Annotated in this window: 15 protein-coding genes and 1 pseudogene; 9 read left to right on the plus strand and 7 right to left on the minus strand. The window is 64.1% G+C overall.

Annotated elements, in window-relative coordinates:
- Window positions 1–4: 4 nt before the first annotated feature.
- The 5 genes from OKW26_RS08915 to OKW26_RS08935 all read left to right on the plus strand — a co-directional run bounded on the left by OKW26_RS08915 (window position 5) and on the right by OKW26_RS08935 (window position 5,154).
- The gene (locus OKW26_RS08915) at window positions 5–931 is read left to right on the plus strand and encodes a hypothetical protein (protein WP_429353343.1); all 927 of its coding nucleotides are present in this window, start codon (window positions 5–7) and stop codon (window positions 929–931) included.
- A gap of 53 nt (window positions 932–984) precedes the next feature.
- Window positions 985–1,536, plus strand: a complete 552-nt coding sequence (locus OKW26_RS08920; RefSeq protein WP_429353344.1) for a hypothetical protein — start codon at window positions 985–987, stop codon at window positions 1,534–1,536.
- A gap of 168 nt (window positions 1,537–1,704) precedes the next feature.
- Entirely contained in the window at window positions 1,705–2,691 is a 987-nt protein-coding gene (locus tag OKW26_RS08925; protein ID WP_429353345.1) for a hypothetical protein, read from the plus strand.
- Window positions 2,692–2,777: 86 nt separating this feature from the next.
- A complete protein-coding gene (locus tag OKW26_RS08930; protein ID WP_129959255.1) occupies window positions 2,778–3,656 on the plus strand; it encodes a c-type heme family protein in 879 nt (292 codons plus the stop codon).
- 40 nt (window positions 3,657–3,696) lie between these two features.
- Window positions 3,697–5,154 carry a protein kinase domain-containing protein gene (locus OKW26_RS08935; RefSeq protein WP_429353346.1) on the plus strand — a complete coding sequence of 486 codons (1,458 nt, stop codon included), beginning with the start codon at window positions 3,697–3,699 and terminating at the stop codon, window positions 5,152–5,154.
- 33 nt (window positions 5,155–5,187) lie between these two features.
- Here the strand turns inward: OKW26_RS08935 and OKW26_RS08940 are convergent, their stop codons facing one another.
- Window positions 5,188–6,948, minus strand: coding sequence for a tannase/feruloyl esterase family alpha/beta hydrolase (locus OKW26_RS08940; protein ID WP_429353347.1), 1,761 nt, complete (start codon window positions 6,946–6,948; stop codon window positions 5,188–5,190).
- Between the two features lie 59 nt (window positions 6,949–7,007).
- On the minus strand, window positions 7,008–7,241 hold the full coding sequence (locus tag OKW26_RS08945; protein ID WP_429353348.1) for a hypothetical protein: 234 nt from the start codon (window positions 7,239–7,241) through the stop codon (window positions 7,008–7,010).
- Window positions 7,242–7,291: 50 nt separating this feature from the next.
- Here OKW26_RS08945 and OKW26_RS08950 point away from each other — a divergent pair, with 50 nt between their 5' ends.
- Window positions 7,292–7,546: a DUF4148 domain-containing protein gene (locus tag OKW26_RS08950; RefSeq protein WP_429353349.1), complete on the plus strand. Its 255-nt coding sequence runs from the start codon at window positions 7,292–7,294 to the stop codon at window positions 7,544–7,546.
- Window positions 7,547–7,648: 102 nt separating this feature from the next.
- Here OKW26_RS08950 and OKW26_RS08955 read toward each other — a convergent pair whose 3' ends face one another.
- The 4 genes from OKW26_RS08955 to OKW26_RS08970 all read right to left on the minus strand — a co-directional run bounded on the left by OKW26_RS08955 (window position 7,649) and on the right by OKW26_RS08970 (window position 14,204).
- On the minus strand, window positions 7,649–9,895 hold the full coding sequence (locus OKW26_RS08955) for a sensor domain-containing protein (protein WP_429353350.1): 2,247 nt from the start codon (window positions 9,893–9,895) through the stop codon (window positions 7,649–7,651).
- Window positions 9,896–10,194: 299 nt separating this feature from the next.
- On the minus strand, window positions 10,195–11,556 hold the full coding sequence (locus tag OKW26_RS08960; protein WP_429353351.1) for a metallophosphoesterase family protein: 1,362 nt from the start codon (window positions 11,554–11,556) through the stop codon (window positions 10,195–10,197).
- A gap of 212 nt (window positions 11,557–11,768) precedes the next feature.
- Window positions 11,769–13,061: an NRAMP family divalent metal transporter gene (locus OKW26_RS08965; protein ID WP_429353352.1), complete on the minus strand. Its 1,293-nt coding sequence runs from the start codon at window positions 13,059–13,061 to the stop codon at window positions 11,769–11,771.
- Between the two features lie 309 nt (window positions 13,062–13,370).
- Complete coding sequence (locus OKW26_RS08970) at window positions 13,371–14,204, minus strand: class II glutamine amidotransferase (RefSeq protein ID WP_018422973.1); 834 nt, start codon at window positions 14,202–14,204, stop codon at window positions 13,371–13,373.
- 181 nt (window positions 14,205–14,385) lie between these two features.
- On the opposite strand from OKW26_RS08970, the pseudogene OKW26_RS08975 reads away from it, so the two are divergent.
- The 3 genes and pseudogenes from OKW26_RS08975 to OKW26_RS08985 form a co-directional block, all read left to right on the plus strand.
- A pseudogene (locus OKW26_RS08975) lies at window positions 14,386–14,529 on the plus strand (nitrate reductase); the annotation flags it as partial.
- A 251-nt stretch (window positions 14,530–14,780) separates the two neighbouring features.
- Entirely contained in the window at window positions 14,781–15,452 is a 672-nt protein-coding gene (locus OKW26_RS08980; protein WP_184066259.1) for a SagB/ThcOx family dehydrogenase, read from the plus strand.
- A gap of 273 nt (window positions 15,453–15,725) precedes the next feature.
- Window positions 15,726–16,619: a class I SAM-dependent methyltransferase gene (locus OKW26_RS08985; RefSeq protein WP_429353353.1), complete on the plus strand. Its 894-nt coding sequence runs from the start codon at window positions 15,726–15,728 to the stop codon at window positions 16,617–16,619.
- 6 nt (window positions 16,620–16,625) lie between these two features.
- On the opposite strand, the gene OKW26_RS08990 is transcribed toward OKW26_RS08985, so the two are convergent.
- A complete protein-coding gene (locus OKW26_RS08990; protein ID WP_429353354.1) occupies window positions 16,626–16,937 on the minus strand; it encodes a hypothetical protein in 312 nt (103 codons plus the stop codon).
- Window positions 16,938–17,225 lie beyond the last annotated feature (288 nt).

Raw genomic sequence — 17,225 nt, forward strand, 5'->3', positions numbered from 1 at the left:
ACCGATGACACGTTATCGCGTGTATTGCAACGTGGCGACGGGTGTGGCGCTGCTGTTCGCGTGCGTCACCACGATCGCGCTCGCCGCGGGTCCGCAGGACTCGAACAATGCCGCAGACAGACCCGCGGCCGTCGACGACGACAACGGAGCGGTGCGCTTGCCGCTTGCCCGGCTCGCCGTCGCGTTGGCCCCCGATGCGCGCCTGCAACTGTTCACCGTGACGGACCAACCCGGCCTCCATGTGATGCAGGCGGCCAGCCTCGAGCAACAGGGTGCGATGTTCGCGCGCGTGGTGGCATTGCTCGAACGCCGCGATATGCCGCGCGACCGCGTGGTGTCGGCGGCGGCCATCGCGGCTCACGCGCGGCGCTTTGGCACCGACCCCGCCGGGCTGACGGCGGGCAACAACTTCAGCACGGAGGAGTTGGCGCATTTTTTCGAACTCGCGCGCGAGCAGGGCGTGGTGCTGAACCAGGGCGAGCGCACGTTGCAGACGATTCTCGTGCGATGGCGTTTGATTCGCGAGGAGCAGGGGATCTGGAAAGCGGCGAGCGCACACGATTTTCTGATCACCATTCCCGGGCTGGGTCGCGCGCCAGGCGGCGAGATGATCGACGCCACCGTCAGGGCCGCGATCCTCAGTCACGAATTAGGCCATTGGCGGTACTTTTCGGACGGCGCATACGCACATGCGTGCCGCGCGTTCTGGTGGCAGGTATTGAGCTTCGAGGAACGCGCGGAGTTGACCCGGCAACTGGAGAATCTCGGCTACGACCCGAGCGACCGGATCGTGATCGATGAGATGCAGGCCTATTTGCTGCATACGCCTGCGCGCTATATGCCGATCATCGACACGCCGGGACCTGGCGGCGTCGATGTCGGCAAGGTGCGGCGGCGCTTGCAGGAGGCGGTCGCGAGAGCGGGCGGATAGCAAGGACGAAGCGAGCCGCGCGAACCGCGCGACACACGCTGTCGAGGTGACGCATGACGGATTACGCAGAACTCAACCGCATTTTGCCGCGCCTGTCGCACGCGCATGCGACCGCTGCGTTTAGCGACGAGGTGGCCCCGCTGCTGGTCGACCTGTGGGCTGATGATTATGTTCGGCGCGTGGCATCGTGCGAATTGCTCGAAACTTCCATGGGCCAGTTTTCATATCTGTTCGATATGACGACCGAGCGCCTCATTGCAGCGTGGGGAATCAGTCAGGGAAAGAGTACGGTGGCGCGCAAGGAAATCGCGACGCGGATGCGCGGACATCCGCTCGCCAACGGCGGGACCTATCACCGGGGGCACGCCATTCCGCACACGCTCGGCGGTTCGACCGATATCAACCTCGTGCCGCAGCTGGGCAAGATCAATTCGGGGCCGTTCCAGGCGTTGGAACGACTGGCGGTCAGCCATGCGGGAGCGCTTTACTTCACCTACTGGCTGTACGGGCCGGGCAATAGTCAGGTGCCCGTTGGCGTGGAGCAGGGGCTTCTGATGCCGGGGGCGACTGCATGCACGTTCAAGCTGGCGACGTTTGCGAATTGAGGCAAGCGCGGCGGTCCGCAAAAAACAACGCGATGCGCGTCTTTTTGAAAGCCGCGCGCCGCGATTGGGGAAATACGCCGTGTGTCGGCCTTCGTCGGTGAACCCCTCGACGAATCGGACCGTCTACGATAAACAGTACCGCAGACACCGACGTAACGGACCCCGATGATGCCATCCGCTCACCGTTTCCTCGTCATGCTGGCGTCAGCCTTCCTGCGCGCACGCGCGGGCGGCGCGCTGGCGCTGTTTGCGTCGGCGGTGCCGCTCGTCCACGCGGACGTCGTCGTCTCGTTCGCCGAGAGTCCCGTGTCGGTGATTCGCGGCGCCTCGCTGTATCGGACGGGCGAGGGCGCCAGGCTGCGCGACGACGACATCATCGAAACCGACGCCGGCAAATCCGCGCAACTCGAAGACGGCGCGGGGACGCTGATCGCGCTCGGGCCGCAAACGCAAATACTGCTCAAGACGCCGTCGACGTCGCAAAACGCCGCGGCGAGACCGCTGCGAATCACGATGCTGAGCGGCTGGCTCAAGGTTGGCTGCAAGGTGAGCGCAGGCGCGCAACCGCCGCTGTCGATCGAACTTCACGGCCTCGACATCAAACCTTCAGGCAATGGTCCGTGGTCGGTCGTCGCGATGACCACCGGCGAGCGCGCGGCAATCTTCGCGGAGTCCGGGGATGACGCGATCGTCGTCGTTCGCGCCCCTGCCCAGGCGCCCAGGCAAATCCTGCACGCGGGCCAGTACCTCGAGCGACTTGCCGACGGGCCCCTGCGCGCGCAAGCCCGGCCATCCGCGGAGTTCATCGGCACGATGCCGCCAGGCTTTCGGGACGCGCTGGTCGGGATGGCGGGACGGCTCGCGAGCAGGCACGAACTTGCCGCGCCACTTCGCGCCGTCGACTACGCCGACGTCTCCGACTGGCTCACGAGCAGCGTCAGCGAGCGTGCCACCTTCGTCAAACGCTTCGTGCCTCGCCTGAAAACTCCTGCCTTCCGCGCGCAGGTCGACACCCATCTGGACGTTTTGCCGGAATGGCGGCCGATATTGCATCCGCCGCCGCCACGCCCGGCGAGCGAGCCACACAAAAGGCCCGCGCAAGCGCCGCCGGCGGTGCGTCCCGAATCCGGCCCCAACTGGCTATACCGGCACTAACCTACGCCGGACGACGCCGACGCGCATTGACGTACCATGCACCACCGGGCGTTGACGCCCTTGCACACCATTCGCGTGGAGCAGCCATGAACCTGTCGTTGACTCTGAAATTCAATCTCGCCTTCCTCGTCGTGTTCGCCGCGGGATTCGCCGCGACGGGTTTCGTGGCCGACCGGGTGTTGCAGGAAAACGCGGTGCAGACGACCGTGCGCGACGCGAGCCTGATGATCGAAGCCGCTACCGCAGCGCAGAACTACACGTCCGAACAGGTGACGCCGCTGCTTGCCACGCAGATCAAATACGCGTTCGTCCCGCAGTCGATTCCCGCGTATTCCGCCGTCGAGAGCCTGCTCGCGATCCAGAAGAAGTTTCCGGGCTTCTCGTACAAGAGCGCGATGCTCGATCCGACCAACCCGCGCGACCGCGCCACGGACTGGGAGACCGATGTGATCCGGCGCCTGCATGACCACCCCGAATTGCCCGAACTGATTGGCGAACGCGCGACGCCGTCGGGCCCCAGCCTGTACATCGCGCGGCCCACCCGCATCGACTCGGCCGCGTGCCTCGAATGCCACAGCACGCCCAGCGCGGCGCCGCGCACGATGATCGACAAATACGGGCCGGCGAACGGCTTCAACTGGCCCCTGCATGAAACGATCGGCGCGCAGGTCGTGTCCGTGCCGATGTCGCTGCCGCTGGGACAGGCGCACAGCGTCTGGCGCACGTTCATGCTGTCGTTCGCCGCGGTGTTCGGATGCGTGCTGATCGCGCTGAACCTGATGGTGCATTTCCTCGTGACGAAGCGGCTCAAGGCTTTGTCGCGCGCGGCCGACGAAGTCAGCCTCGGCAAGCTCGACACCGCATCGTTTTCGACGCGCGGCGGCGACGAAATCGCCTCGCTCGCGGTCTCGTTCAACCGCATGAAAACGAGTCTCGTCGAAGCGCTGCGGATGCTGGGGGCGTAAGCTGGCGTGATCGGCCAGGCGCCCCTCGACCGGAACCCGAATGAGCAACGAAGCAACGCCTACGCGCATTGGCAAGTACCGCATCGACCGCGTGCTGGGGACGGGCGCCATGGGCGTCGTCTATCTCGCGTTCGACCCGCACCTCGAAAGACCGGTGGCGCTGAAAACCGTGCGTCGCGAACTGCTCGCCGGCGAGGACACGAGTGGCGACATGCTGCTGCGTTTTCGCAACGAGGCACGCGCGGCCGGTCGGCTCGCGCATCCGAACATCGTCACGGTCCACGATTTCGGCGAAGACGGCGATAGGGCTTATATCGTGATGGAATACCTCGCCGGGCATGGCCTCGATACATTGCTGGTGCCGGGCCACGCGTTGCCGCTGTCGGACGCTTTCCACTGGCTGGCGCAACTGCTCGCCGCGCTCGCGTATGCGCATGAGGCCGGCGTCGTGCACCGCGATATCAAGCCCGCGAATCTGCTCGTCACGGCGCCGGGGCTTCTGAAGGTCGCCGATTTTGGCGTCGCGCGCATCGGCTCGTCCGCAACCTCGTCCGGGTGGATGATCGGCACGCCGAGCTACATGTCGCCCGAGCAGTTCGAGGGCGAATCGGTCGATGCCCGCGCGGACCTGTTCTCGGCCGGCGTCGTGCTGTACCGGATGCTGACCGGCCGCCAGCCGTTCGTCGGCTCCCCGGCCACGATCAGGCAGAAGATCATCAAAGATGCGCCGGCCCGGCCATCGGAAATCGTCTCCGCGTTGCCGCCGGCGCTCGACGCGATGGTGGCGAAAGCACTCGCGAGGCGGCCGGACGACCGCTTCGGTTCGGCCGCGGAATGGCTCGCGAGCTTGAGGTCGTTGGCCGTCTCACCGGCGGCGGCCGACGATGACCGGACTATCGTGACGCCGTCCGCGTATTGGTCCGCGTCCGCTTCCTTGCCAGCGCATGCGACGGGCGTCGGCCCCGCACCTATGCCCGTGCCTTCGACGCCGCCGAGTTGGCCGCCTGAGATGCTCGCGCGCATCGAACGCCAACTCGCGACCCAGATGGGCCCGCTCGCGAGCCTTCTGGTGCGACGCGCGGCCACCCAGGCGAACGACCTGCCGACCCTCGGCGCGCAGCTGGCGGCGGCGTTGCCGGACACGGCGCGGCTCGAATTCGAGCAGGCCTTCGCGCGGCTGACGGCTGGCTTGCCCGATATGTCGATGATGACCTCGTCATCGCCGGGCTCACGCGTCGCGACGGCTGCCGCAAAGGTATCGGCTGTATCGCCCGCGAGCGCCGCAGGCACGACACCAGACAGTGCGATCGATCAGGCCGGCATCGATGCCGTCGCCGTTAAACTGGCCGTCTATCTGGGCCCGATCGCGAAGATGATCGCCAGTCGCGAGGCGCGGCACGCCGCGAATTTCGACGAGTTCGTCCAGCGGGTCGAGGACTGCATCACCGACCCCGCGCAACGCCGTCGATTCCGGCACGATGTCGATTCATCCCGTTAGCGCCGCGACCGGCAAGCCTCTCCCTGACCGGCTTCACTGCACGCAGGTAAACGAGCTCGCGCTATTCACGTCGCCCGCGCCGTTATAGCTGGGCCACGCCGGATACTGGCATAGCGGCCGCGTGCGTCCCGGCACACCCTCCGTGTCGGTGACCACCTGATGCGCCGGCGGTGTGCCGTGCTCGACCCAGTTCTCCAGCGTCGTCAGCGAGTCCCACGACGCATTGAACTCGGTGCCGACCGCGTGCTGCAGCCCCGGAATCTCATAGAAGCGCGCGAACGAGCCGACCGCGCCAAAGCCCATCGTCACCAGCATGCGCTGATAGTAGATCTCGGTTGCCCGCGTGCTGACGGTCTGATCGACGGTGCCGTGCGCCATCAGCAACTTGCCGCCGTGCCGCATGAAGGGCGTCAGGTTCGCATCGGTCGCGTCAAGCCCCGACAGCATGCTGACGCGGCCGGACCATCGACCGGCAATCGCGGGGTTGTACTGCAGCGAGTCTGCGTCCGGGTTGTCCATCACCGTGTAGCGGACGAAGTCGTCGGCGATCTGGCCGTCGAACATCGCGGTGCTTTGCAGCGGATACGACGGCTGCGTCGTGCCGAGCGCGAGCGTCGTGACGGTGCCTTCGAGCGGTGAACTGCTGCCCACCCCGAGATCGGCGCCATACACGTTATAGCCGGGATACAGCGTTTCGCCGCTTTCGAGCGGGTACGCAAACACGAGCGGCGTGTTCATCGTGTTCAGCGCCGCGATCTGCCGGTCCGACAGGCACGTGTCGCCGCGCGCGATACCGCCGGCGCAACGCAAAGGCTTGCCGTCGACGCTGGCCGTCGCCGGGTTGAACGTCGCATTGCACGCCTGCACGTTGCTGATGAGACCGTCGACCACGCCGTCGAGTCCGTCGCAAGCCTGCATGACCGCGTTGAGCAGCAGCGCGCGCTGCGCTGTGTCGAGATACGCGCCCGGCGCCGCGAAGCCTTCGGTCACGCGCAATTGCTGAAGGCTCAGCGTCGTAAAGTCGTACGCGGGATAGAACGCGATGATGCCGTCCCAGTCACGCGGCCAGCGCTGCGCGACGGTCAGCGCCTCGCGCCCGCCAGTTGAGCCGCCCGCGAAATACGCCCTGGAAGGATGTGTGCCGTAATGCGCGTCGATGATCACGAGCGAGGCGTCATGCGTTTTCTTCAGCGCTTCTCCCATGAAGTTGTCGTAGGCCTCGGCGTTGACGGAGAACGCGCCGTTCACCGAACCGTTGGTCGCCTCGTGCCCGGAATCGCTCGCGAACACCGCGTAGCCGCGCGACAACGGTCCCGGCAGAGCCGCCGGCGCGCTCGGCACGTTACCTGTGATGGCGGGAATCGAGCCGTCGAAACCCCCGCCGCCGAGCATCAGGATCTTGCCGTTCCACTGGTCCGGCAACGCGACGTTGAACAGGATGTCCGGCGCGGATGGATCGACCGGATGAATCGCGCCGGCCACGAGGCAGTACGATCCGGTAGCCGTCGCGCCGCTGCCGCTCGCCGCCGCCTGGGTCGTCGAGGTGACGACGGCGCCTGTCGTCGGCAGACCGATCTCACGGGCGCGGATGGTCAATCCATTCAGATTCGGACAGCTGAGTTTCGATCGGGGTGGTGGCTCGTGCCTTTTGCATGCCTCGCCCTGGCATTGTTCTGCTGACGAACCCGCGTACGCGCCGTGGCTCCACATGGCGCACAGCGCCAGCACACAGCACGCCCCCACCCACGACGGCACGCGCCCACGCGCGCGCCACGACTCTCTGCTCAAGTTCATCGCCGTGTCTCCTTCCAATGAGGCCTGGAGACGGCACCGGACGTCGCGGCATCAGCCCCCTATGCCATGACGTACCCATGACCTTTGACCTTTGTTGTTTTTGCCAACGGCGCGGCCAACGCGTGCGCAACGCCATGTCGCGTCTTGCGCGCAATACCGCCCGACACCGCATATCCGCACTTGCATTCGATCTGGTAGAAGTCTTTCATCGGCCTGTCGATGTGGTTCCGGTCGGCCAAAATCAACCAATCAATCATAGTCGCTAACTCACGCAACGCGCGCCGAATCGTCATCGCGGGCACGCCAGAGTGTCGTACTCGCTCGACACTGCGAAGCCGGTGCGATGTTGATGGCCAATTCGGCGAGCCTGTATGCGCAAGCTGCGTCGGAGCCCGAACCTCATCAAGTCACCCGCGCGGAAGTCATGCACGAACTCGAGGAGCTGGAAGCGGCCGGATATAACCCGTCGGTCGGCGACGATGGTTCGTATCCCGCCGACATTCAAGCTGCCGAAGCGAAGGTCGCTGCCATGCATCGAGCGGAAAGGGGCGCGGCGATGAGTGCGGGACAGAGCGGGCAACCGGTGCGCACGCATTGAGGGCAAAGGCGAGAACCGGAATGGGACCGGGTTGGCTGCGTCATCGTATGTAGGTCGAGGCCGCCAATCGCGGATTGCGCGCGGTCGTCGCGGAGCTGTTCGTCAGTGGGAGCAGTAGCTGGTTGCTCCCGCTGCGGACAAAGGCACGAAGCTTTCGCACTGAACCAGATTCTCCGCATTCATCGGCTTCGTCAAAAAGAACCCTTGCACGTAGTCGCAGCCTGCGTCGCGCAGCGCATGCAGCTGTTGATTCGTTTCGACACCTTCGGCCGTCACTTTGATGCCGAGTTCGTGCGACATCTGAATGATGCCCCGGACGATCGACGCGGCCGCCGCGTCGCGTCCCAGCGTTGCCGTAAACGAGCGGTCGATCTTGACGATGTCCGGCGAAAAATCGGCCAGATAACGCAGGCTCGAGTATCCCGTTCCGAAGTCGTCGATGGCGATGCGCACGCCAAGCCGCTTGAGCGCCATCAGCGTTGCCTGCGCGAGTGAGGGGTTTTCCATCAACGCGCTTTCGGTCAGTTCGATCTGGAGGCAGCGCGGCGGCACCCGATGTTTTCGCAGCGCCTGGTCGACTATGGCGACAAGCGAGTCATCCCTGAGCTGACGCGCGGACACGTTCACCGACATGGACAGCTCTTTTCTTCCGGCGGACTGCCAGACGGCCAGTTGAGCGAGGGCCGCGTCCACGACCCACGCCCCGACTTCGACGATGAACCCGCTTTCTTCGAGGATCGGAATGAAGCTGCCCGGACCCACCAGGCCTCGTGCCGGATGATTCCATCGAACCAGTGCTTCGACGCCTTTCACCGCCAGAGAGGCTGGCTCATGAATACCCTGGAAATGCAGCACGAATTGGTTCGACGCCAGCGCCGTGGGTAGATTGCACTCGAGTTCGAAATCGCCGAGCACATCGCTGGATGCTTCGTCGGCGAACCGGAAGCCGTTGCGACCGCCTTTTTTCGCCGCATACATCGCGATATCCGCGCTCGTCAGCAGCGCCTCGTGATCGCGGCCGTGCTCGGGAAAGATCGATATGCCGATCGACGCCGTGACGAATGGCGCGGCGTGGTCTTTTCGAACGTCGCTTGAAAACAGGTTCAGCAGAGACTGCGCCAGGCTCGCCAACGTGGCCTTGTCGCTCTCGCCCCTGACGATCACCGCGAACTCGTCTCCGCCGAGGCGCGCTACACAGGCATCCGGCGCAAGCGCTCCCTGAATGACTTTGGCGATGTCCTGCAACAGACGGTCAGCGGCCGTATGGCCCAGCGTATCGTTCAGGACCTTGAATCGGTCGAGATCGACGAACATCAGACTGAAGGCGACGTTCTGCCTGCAAAGCGTCTTCATCTGGCGGATCAGCGCGCCCCGGTTAGCCAAACCTGTCAGGCCATCGGTGTAGGCCAGACGGTCGAGCGCCGCGAGGCGTTCCTGTTCCAGCGTGATGTCTTCGCTGACACCGACGATGCGCACCACGTTCGCGGAGCCGTCGCACACGGGATAGGCCGTGCTTCTGATCCAGCGCAGGCAACCATCCGGACGGCGGATGCGGTATTCGACGCGACCTTCCGCCACCTCCGACGCGACGCGGTTCATCTCGGCGAGCAATGGCTCCAGATCCTCCGGCACCACGAGATCGAGCCACGCGGAAGGCCTGTTGCCAAGCTCTTGAGGCGTAATGCCGAACACGCTTTCGACACCTGCGCTGACATGATGACAGTGTTCAAAATGCGAGCTACACGAATAGAACACGAGCCGGACATGCAACTCCATCTCATGCATCAATTCATCGCGTTCGCGCAGTGTCTTCAACAGCTCGGATTGCTGGGTGACGTCCTCGGAAGCACAAAGCAGCGCGCTCACCGCACCGTCGTCGCCCGTCACTGGCGTGAGCGTGGAGTTCCACCACCTGGTACGCCCCCTCGTCGTCGCGCAGCTTCCAGTGAACGATGTGCTCTTGCCGGAAACGGCGCCCGCCAAAGCCTTCTCGGCCGCCGTGCGGTCCTCGCCGGTCCAGAAAGCGAGCCAGTCCGCGCCGGACAGTTGCTCCGGTGACTCCGCTTCCATCAACATCGCGCCATGCTCCGACACCCGCAGCATTTTTCCGTCGGTAGCCAGCACCTTCAGGCAGTCGCGATTCGCGTGCAGAAGCCCGCTCGCCAGTGCGGTGGCGGCGCTTTGCCGCGCGTAATCCAGGCCGAGCTTGCGACGAACGATCGCGAGGCCGGCAACGCCCGACACCATCGACAATGCGACACGTAGGGTAATCGCCGCTTCACCGGCCGCTTGATGCACAAGAGCACCGATGCCAACGCCGGCAACGACGGCAATGCAGAGACTCGACAACGGTATGGTCCTGCGTTGACCGTACCGCGACAGGAAATAGTAAAGAAACTGCTGGTTGCGAGCTGACCAGCCATTGGCATGTGCGTCGCTATCGACCCGGGACTCAATCGGTTTGGTTTCTTTAGGGCACGAAGCCGCTTTGAATCTCACGCTGTTCTCCGACTACCGGGTTGAGCGACGGCTCGAACGCTGCGAGCCGCCTCACTTTTATTATTACGGTAGGAAGTCACAAATCTTTAATGCGGGGAAACGCGCGGGAACCGCGGTTCGCATGAGATCGGGGGCGGATTGCGCGCCCATCAGCCTTGGTGGGGCTTGACCTGCGCGAACTGACGAATGCGCTCCGCAAGAGCGGGTATTCCCGAGTCGCGAGCCACGTAGTGAGCGACCTGCCGGGTGGCCAGATCGATGGTCACCTGATCGTCGGGGGTCTTCGTGTTGGGTCCGTCAACGGCGGGATGGTATTCGATACGCAGTTGCCTCGCGTTGGCGACGAGCCGTAAATAGCCGAAGTTGCGGTCGTCGTAGCTTTCGAGGACCACGGCATCCGTGTCTTTCGACGCGGCCTGGATCAGCTGCGGCGCGCGAAGGGGCGGCTGTCCGTTGGTGGTGAGTGGCTGCACGGCGTGACCGCCGTTCCCGCAAACGATGTAAGGGATGTGGGTGCCATCGGAACGGGTTCGCGTAAAGCGCTGGTAGTTGTGCGCGTGTCCCGCGAGGTCGGCATGCGGCCAGATACCGACCTCATTGCAAACCGTATCGATCTGCTGTTGCATTTCGACGCTCCAGCCATGACGGCCGCGCGCCACATAGGGCGGATGGTGATGCGCGAAAAGCAGGGCGCCTCGATAGTTCTCTTTCTTCACCCGCAATAACGCCGCTTTCAGGAACTTCAGCTGGCTGTTGCCGATGTGACGGTCCGCGATCACGCCTGGGTCCTCGAGCGTATTGCTGTACAACGCAATGATGCGCACGAACGGCGCCTCGAACGTGAAGAAAACGCCTGGCTGAATTTGCGCCGTCCGTGAAAGGTTGCCCGCATCGGGAGAGACCTGGAAGCAGTCGGAGCAGAAGTTCCTCAGAAACGCCTGCAGGCTCTTCTCATGCTGCAACGGCGAAACCATTCCATCGTGGTTGCCGGCAGCGGCGAGAATCGGCGCATGATAGTTGCGGTACGGCTCATAGAACTGATCGTAGTAGTACTGCGCTTCGCCAAAGCTGTAGACGATGTCGCCCAGCAGGAAGTTGAATTGCGGCACCTCGGCGGGATCGGCTTCGTCGAAGTCGCTGACCATCTTGTCCGAAACTTCATTCTGGGTGACCGGACCTTTCGTACTGCCGCAATCGCCGGTGGCGTGAAAGACGATCTGTCCGTTCGCGCTGATCGTATCGAGGAGCTTCTGGTTGTTGTCCACCACCTCCGCAAACGTCAGCCGGGGCTCGGCGCCGCCGCGCGGTGGCGGAAACGGCAGCGCCTTCAGCTTGTGCTCGCGGTTCAGTTCGTCGATGACCTTGTAGGCTGCGGCATCGGATGCGTGCCTGACCACGAAAGTTTGCGGGTCCGGCGTGGGTTGTGGCTGCGAGAAAACGGGCGCGGCGAGAATCCTGTCGCTGCGGTTGCCGCGTGCGGCTGACGATTCATCTGAACGCTTTTTCGGCATTTGCAATCCTCCTTGATCGGCGAACGGGAGCGGCCACGCTGTTGTCGGCAAACCGTCAGCATGTGACGGCGCTGGCGCTGGCCGGATGCACCGTTCAGACGAACCCGAAACGGGGAAGTTCAGATCCGCTTGCCGTTGCGCAACCCGTGCGGCCCGAATTGCGGCGCGCCGCTGTTCCGTGCGAAAGCCGGGTTTGCGGTGGCACGCGTCTGTTACGACGGCACGAACACGCCCACAGCCGCCAGCGCCATCGCGAGCGTTGCGAGCCATCCTCCCCAGGCCAGCACGCCCTTGACGGCGAACTGTCCCATGACCCGCCGGCTTCGCGCCATCAGCATCATGATGACCATGATCGGCACCGCGGTAACGCCATTGATCACCGCGCTCCAGTACAGCGCGCGGATCGGGTCGAAATGCATGAAGGTGATGGCCACACCGCCCAGGATGGCCAGTGCGATCACCGCATAGAATTCACGCGCGAGTGTCAGATGCAACGCGAGACTGCTGCGCCAGCGAAAGCTGCCCGCGGCGGCGTAGGCGGCCGAGCCGGCGAGGACCGGCAGCGCGAGCAGGCCGGTTCCGATGATGCCGAGCGCAAACAGGACGTAAGCGAAGCGCCCGGCAAACGGCTCGAGCGCGCGCGCGGCATCGGCCGAGGTTTTCACGTCGATGTGATGCAGATGCAGCGTAGCCGCCGCCGTCAATATGATGAAGAATGCAATGAAGTTGGACACCCCCATGCCAACCCACGTATCGAAACGTATCCTTCGCAACTGCGCGGGCGCCTGGTGCGGTACGCGGCGCAACGGCGCCTGTTCCGGTGCCGAGCGCATTTCTTCGACTTCCTGCGACGCCTGCCAGAAGAACAGGTACGGACTGATCGTCGTGCCCAGCACCGCGACGACCATGGTCAGATAGTCCGACGTCAGCGAGATGCGCGGCAACACAACGGCGCGCGCGACTTCACCCCAGCGGATCGGAACGATGAATGCGACCGCGACGTACGCGAGAAGCGAGAGGGCGGTCCACTTCAGAACGCGCGCATAACTGTCGTAGGGGACAAAAATCTGCAGAACGACGCAGAGCGTCCCGAGGCCGACGACATAAAGGTGCTGCGGACCTGGCAGCAGCAATCCGGCCGCGGCGCCCATCGCCGACAGATCGGCGGCGATGTTGATCACGTTCGCCACGACGAGCAGGGCGACCGCGCCGTACAGCAGCCATGCCGGATAATGCGCGCGTATGTTGGATGCGAGGCCCTTGCCGGTTACCCGGCCAATCTGCGCGCTCACCAGCTGTATTGCGGTCATCAATGGATACGTGATCAGGATCACCCACAGAAGGTTGAATCCGAACTGCGCGCCGGCCTGCGAATAGGTGCCGATTCCTGACGGATCGTCGTCCGCGGCGCCCGTGATCAGGCCAGGGCCCAGGCGTCTGATCCAGGATCGCTCCACGGAATCGCGTACGGCGGATTCCGGCTCGATCAATTTTTCGTCGTTCATATATGTGTCACCTCGCGGCAACGTTTAGCAAGTCGCGGGCCCGGGCGTTCGTGCCAGCGTCGCGCGGCTTCGGGAGGCGGGCATAGGAATCGGCTGCACATCATGGACGCGCTCGACGAGCGCACCGGCGAAGATGCGCAAGGCGCCTCCGCTGACAGTGCGCGGAAATGCGAGTTTCTAAACGGGAGTAACGAACTTTGGGCCGTGCCGGCGGACACCGTCACGCATGGTGTGCAAGAGGCTTCGTCCGCAAGTGGATCTCGTCGATCGCGTCAGGCAAGTCTTCGAGCACGATTGGCTTGGCGCGGCTCAGTCCAGTCTCGGCTTGAACGCATACTGCCCAATCTCGCCGCCGCGCGCGACCACCGCCGTGCTCTCGGGAATTTCCTCCCAAAAGCCCGGCAAGTCCGCGAGCGGTTCGGACAACACGAGGAACGCATTCTCGCCGGCCGTCTTGATGCGCTCGTCGTCGGGATACAACTCGCGCAGATGACGGAACGACGTGCTGTGAAACAGCGAGCGCGACTGTCCTTCGCTCGAATAGCGGACCGCGATGATCTGCTCGCCGTCGGTCGCGCACACGGTCATGTTCAGCGGTTCATCCACGCCATGCCGGCGGCCGGTGGCTTCGACGAATCCGACCATCCGTTCGAGCGCGGTGACGGGCGCGAGCTCCAGCCCGAAGGTCAGCGCGAGAAAAAACAGCACCTCGGAATCGGTCGAGCCTTCGATGGACGGGAACAGATCGGGGTCGATCTTCACCATCAGGTCGCGGCGCACCGCCGGATAGTTGCGCACCAGGCCGTTGTGCGCGAACAGCCAGCGGCCGTGGCGGAACGGATGACAGTTGGTTTCCTGCGACGGCGTGTCGGTCGCCGCGCGCACGTGCGCGACGAACAGCGGCGAGTGGATTGCCCGCGCGGCCTCGCGTAGATTGCGGTCGCTCCACGCGGGCTGGATGCAGCGGTAGCGAAACGGAATGTCAGTGGGATGTCCATACCAGCCGATCCCGAAACCGTCGCCATTGGTGGTGGTGGCGCCGAGCCGGGAATGCATGCTCTGATCGATCAGCGAATGCCGGGCGTTGAACAGCACGGTTTCGAGCTGAAGCGGATTGCCGGTATAAGCGAGCCAGCGGCACATGATTGCTCTCCTGTCGGTTGCGCGTGACAACCCTACACCACCCGCGGGCGGCGATTGTAGGACCAAAGTCCGATTGAGGCAGACACCGTACCTGTCACTATGCCAGATGGCGTTTAGGTGCTTGCGTGCCGGGCATCGCTTTGAGCTTGCACCGGCCTGATCTGACAGAGGCAGGACGCGCATGAGCCACTTTCTGGACAGGTTACGTTACTTTACGGCCCCCGGTCCCCAGTTCTCGGATGGTCATGGTGCTGTCACAGATGAACACCGGCAATGGGAGGATGCTTACCGCCAGCGCTGGCAGCACGACGAGATAGTTCGCTCCATGGGCGTCGTCACCGGGATCGTCTGGGTTTCGCTGATCCTGATCTACCTGTCGGAAGTGCGGCGCACACCGGTCGTGGGTTCCGTCGCTTAGCCGTGTTCGTGTTTGCTCCGCGCGAGTGGTCGACTGCGCCGTTGCCGCTCGACGGACCTCCCCCCGCAAACAGACGAGGCGGCAAATGTGCAGCACTGAGATTCGCGCAGGCTGCAGGCTCTGCCAGCCAGCCTGCTTTCTTGCTGATGGAGGTGCCGATGAAACGCCGTGAACTGTTGGTTGCGCTGGCCGCAGGCGCGCTCGCCGAAGGTTCTACCGGCCTCGCGCAGGCAAGCCAGGCGAAATTCACCGGTCAGATCGATCTGCCCAAGCCCAACCTCAAAGGCACGATGTCCCTCGAAGAAGCCATCGAGAAGCGCAGGTCCGTGCGCAGATTCGCGCCAAAGCCGCTGCCGGTCGAGGCCATTGGCCAACTGCTGTGGGCCGGGCAGGGCATCACCAGCTCGGACGGCAAGCGCGCGGCTCCGGCGGCCGGCGCTTTGTACGCGCTCGAACTTTACGTGGTGACCGCCACGGAGGTGATGCACTATCTGCCTGATGGCCACCGGGCCGAGACGCGGGCGACCCACGACCTGCGCCCCGAGCTGAGAGCACTGGCGGTCAACCAGGCGTCCGTCGAGGCGGCCCCGGCCTTGCTCGTGGTGGCCGCCGACCCCAGTCGGCTGAGCGCGAGGTATGGCGGGAGAGCGAATCTGTATGCCGATCTCGAGGTCGGGCACGCGACCCAGAACATGCTGCTCCAGGTCGTCACGCTTGGGCTCGTCGCGGTGACCGTGGGCGCCGTCGACGGAGCTCCGGCGGCGCGCAAGCTCGGCCTGCCTCACGCCCAGACCGTCGTCTATTTGGTCCCGGTAGGTTTTCCGGTCTAAGTCATTGCGTGAGAATGAAATGAACGCGCCCCACCCGCGAACGAAAGGTGCTCGATACTTTCAAACAGGACCTGGACCTCGCGTTCGATACGCTGACGGCAATAGAAGACACCTACAAGGCATCGCCCGCTCCCTGACACGCGGGTTCGAGGACTGGGGTCCTTCCCGGCGCGACGGCATGCGCGGACATCGATGCACCGGCCAGCAGTGCGGCAAACACGAACTTCGAAGGAGCGGGTATCGTGTGTGCCATGTCAACTCCGCGTGGTGCCTATGAAGCCGATTCTCGTGCGCTCGACCCTGGTGGAATATTCGAAGCGTCGTGCTGCCCGTTTCGCGATGACGGTGATCGCGACGATCATGGCCGGATGCGTTTCCTCCTCACAGCTGAGCGGTCCTGTCACACCTTCGCAAGCTTCCGAGGCGAAGGCGCTCGACCTGGCGGTCGCCAATCCGCAACGCAGTCAGACCGCCCGGGCGCGCGACGTCTATCGTCACCCGGCGCAGACGTTGCGCTTCTTCGATCTGAGTCCGACGCAAACCGTGCTGGAGATCGCGCCGGGCGGCGGGTGGTACACGGACATTCTGGCGCCCTATCTGCACGACGCGGGTCACCTGTACGAAGCGCAATATCTGAGCACGTCCGCGGACCTGGCCTCGGAAGACCGGTCAATCGATGCAGAGTATTTGCGCAAGCTCGCGGGCGCCCCCGCAATCTACGGAAACGTCGTGGTCGGCACATTGCACGCGGGCCAGTTTTTCGGCTTCGATGCACACGAGCGGTTCGATCGCGTGCTTACTTTTCGCAACATTCACAACTGGATCAAGGATGGGCAGCTCGATGCCAATCTGCGTGCGTTCCATGACGCGCTGAAGCACGGGGGCGAACTTGGTGTGGAAGAACATCGCGCCCGGCCCGGCTCGACGGTACAGCAGATGATCGAAACCGGATATGTGACTGAAGCTTTCGTGATTGACCGGGCACAGGCGGCGGGCTTCGTGCTCGCGCAACGCAGCGAAATCAACGCGAACGCGCGAGATACGAAAGATTATCCGCATGGCGTATGGTCGCTGCCGCCGGGCTACGCGGGCGGTGACGTCGACCGCTCGCGCTACGCCGCAATCGGTGAATCGGATCGCATGACGCTGAGATTCGTCAAGCCTTAGCGTGTTCTACGGGCGCCAGCCGCGGGCGGTAATCGGCCGACGCGTTGGGCTGCGCTCAGTTTGTTGCACGACCCGCAGTAGCGTATCGACACAGTCCAGCGCGTCCGACAGTCGCCCGAGCACGATCAGCGAGCGGGCCGCATCGAGACGACCGTGAAACATCGCGTCGCGCGGTCCGGCCCGTTCCACCATGTCGATGAGCTGCCTGATCTCGGCCTTGACCCGCGCGCAGTCGGCGGGGCAGTAGCGGTCAACCCAGTTGCGCAGTGCGCGGATCAGCACCACGCAATCGCCGTACTCGCACTGCACGCTATCCATTGTCACCCTCATTCGTATCCCGCTCTCCGAAGCTCGACCGTCCATCTGCGGCCCCATTGGGGGAAAACCACCCCCTCTCGCCTGCATCTGTGAACGCAGCAAGCGGCGCGCCACGTGTCGCCGGCGCTGCGCATCATTGCTAGAGCGGGGCGCGGCCATGTTCTCGCAGTTCGGGCTCGAAGAATATCCATCGTGCGGCTGGAAAACGCGCACGGTCCTCCCCGGAGGGAGGGCGGTGTCCATTCCATCTCGACCCGCTGCGGCCACTCACAGCAGCGGCGCGAGCGT

Source organism: Paraburkholderia sp. 32 (assembly GCF_050435345.1).
Lineage (GTDB): Bacteria > Pseudomonadota > Gammaproteobacteria > Burkholderiales > Burkholderiaceae > Paraburkholderia > Paraburkholderia tuberum.

What these genes read in the sequence shown, in the direction of transcription:
- OKW26_RS08915 (WP_429353343.1), top strand. Translation starts at nt 5, where the DNA reads ATGACACGTTATCGCGTGTATTGCAACGTGGCGACGGGTGTGGCGCTG.
- OKW26_RS08920 (WP_429353344.1), top strand. Translation starts at nt 985, where the DNA reads ATGACGGATTACGCAGAACTCAACCGCATTTTGCCGCGCCTGTCGCAC.
- OKW26_RS08925 (WP_429353345.1), top strand. Translation starts at nt 1,705, where the DNA reads ATGCCATCCGCTCACCGTTTCCTCGTCATGCTGGCGTCAGCCTTCCTG.
- OKW26_RS08930 (WP_129959255.1), top strand. Translation starts at nt 2,778, where the DNA reads ATGAACCTGTCGTTGACTCTGAAATTCAATCTCGCCTTCCTCGTCGTG.
- OKW26_RS08935 (WP_429353346.1), top strand. Translation starts at nt 3,697, where the DNA reads ATGAGCAACGAAGCAACGCCTACGCGCATTGGCAAGTACCGCATCGAC.
- OKW26_RS08940 (WP_429353347.1), bottom strand. Translation starts at nt 6,948, where the DNA reads ATGAACTTGAGCAGAGAGTCGTGGCGCGCGCGTGGGCGCGTGCCGTCG.
- OKW26_RS08945 (WP_429353348.1), bottom strand. Translation starts at nt 7,241, where the DNA reads ATGACGATTCGGCGCGCGTTGCGTGAGTTAGCGACTATGATTGATTGG.
- OKW26_RS08950 (WP_429353349.1), top strand. Translation starts at nt 7,292, where the DNA reads ATGTTGATGGCCAATTCGGCGAGCCTGTATGCGCAAGCTGCGTCGGAG.
- OKW26_RS08960 (WP_429353351.1), bottom strand. Translation starts at nt 11,556, where the DNA reads ATGCCGAAAAAGCGTTCAGATGAATCGTCAGCCGCACGCGGCAACCGC.
- OKW26_RS08965 (WP_429353352.1), bottom strand. Translation starts at nt 13,061, where the DNA reads ATGAACGACGAAAAATTGATCGAGCCGGAATCCGCCGTACGCGATTCC.
- OKW26_RS08970 (WP_018422973.1), bottom strand. Translation starts at nt 14,204, where the DNA reads ATGTGCCGCTGGCTCGCTTATACCGGCAATCCGCTTCAGCTCGAAACC.
- OKW26_RS08980 (WP_184066259.1), top strand. Translation starts at nt 14,781, where the DNA reads ATGAAACGCCGTGAACTGTTGGTTGCGCTGGCCGCAGGCGCGCTCGCC.
- OKW26_RS08985 (WP_429353353.1), top strand. Translation starts at nt 15,726, where the DNA reads ATGAAGCCGATTCTCGTGCGCTCGACCCTGGTGGAATATTCGAAGCGT.
- OKW26_RS08990 (WP_429353354.1), bottom strand. Translation starts at nt 16,937, where the DNA reads ATGGATAGCGTGCAGTGCGAGTACGGCGATTGCGTGGTGCTGATCCGC.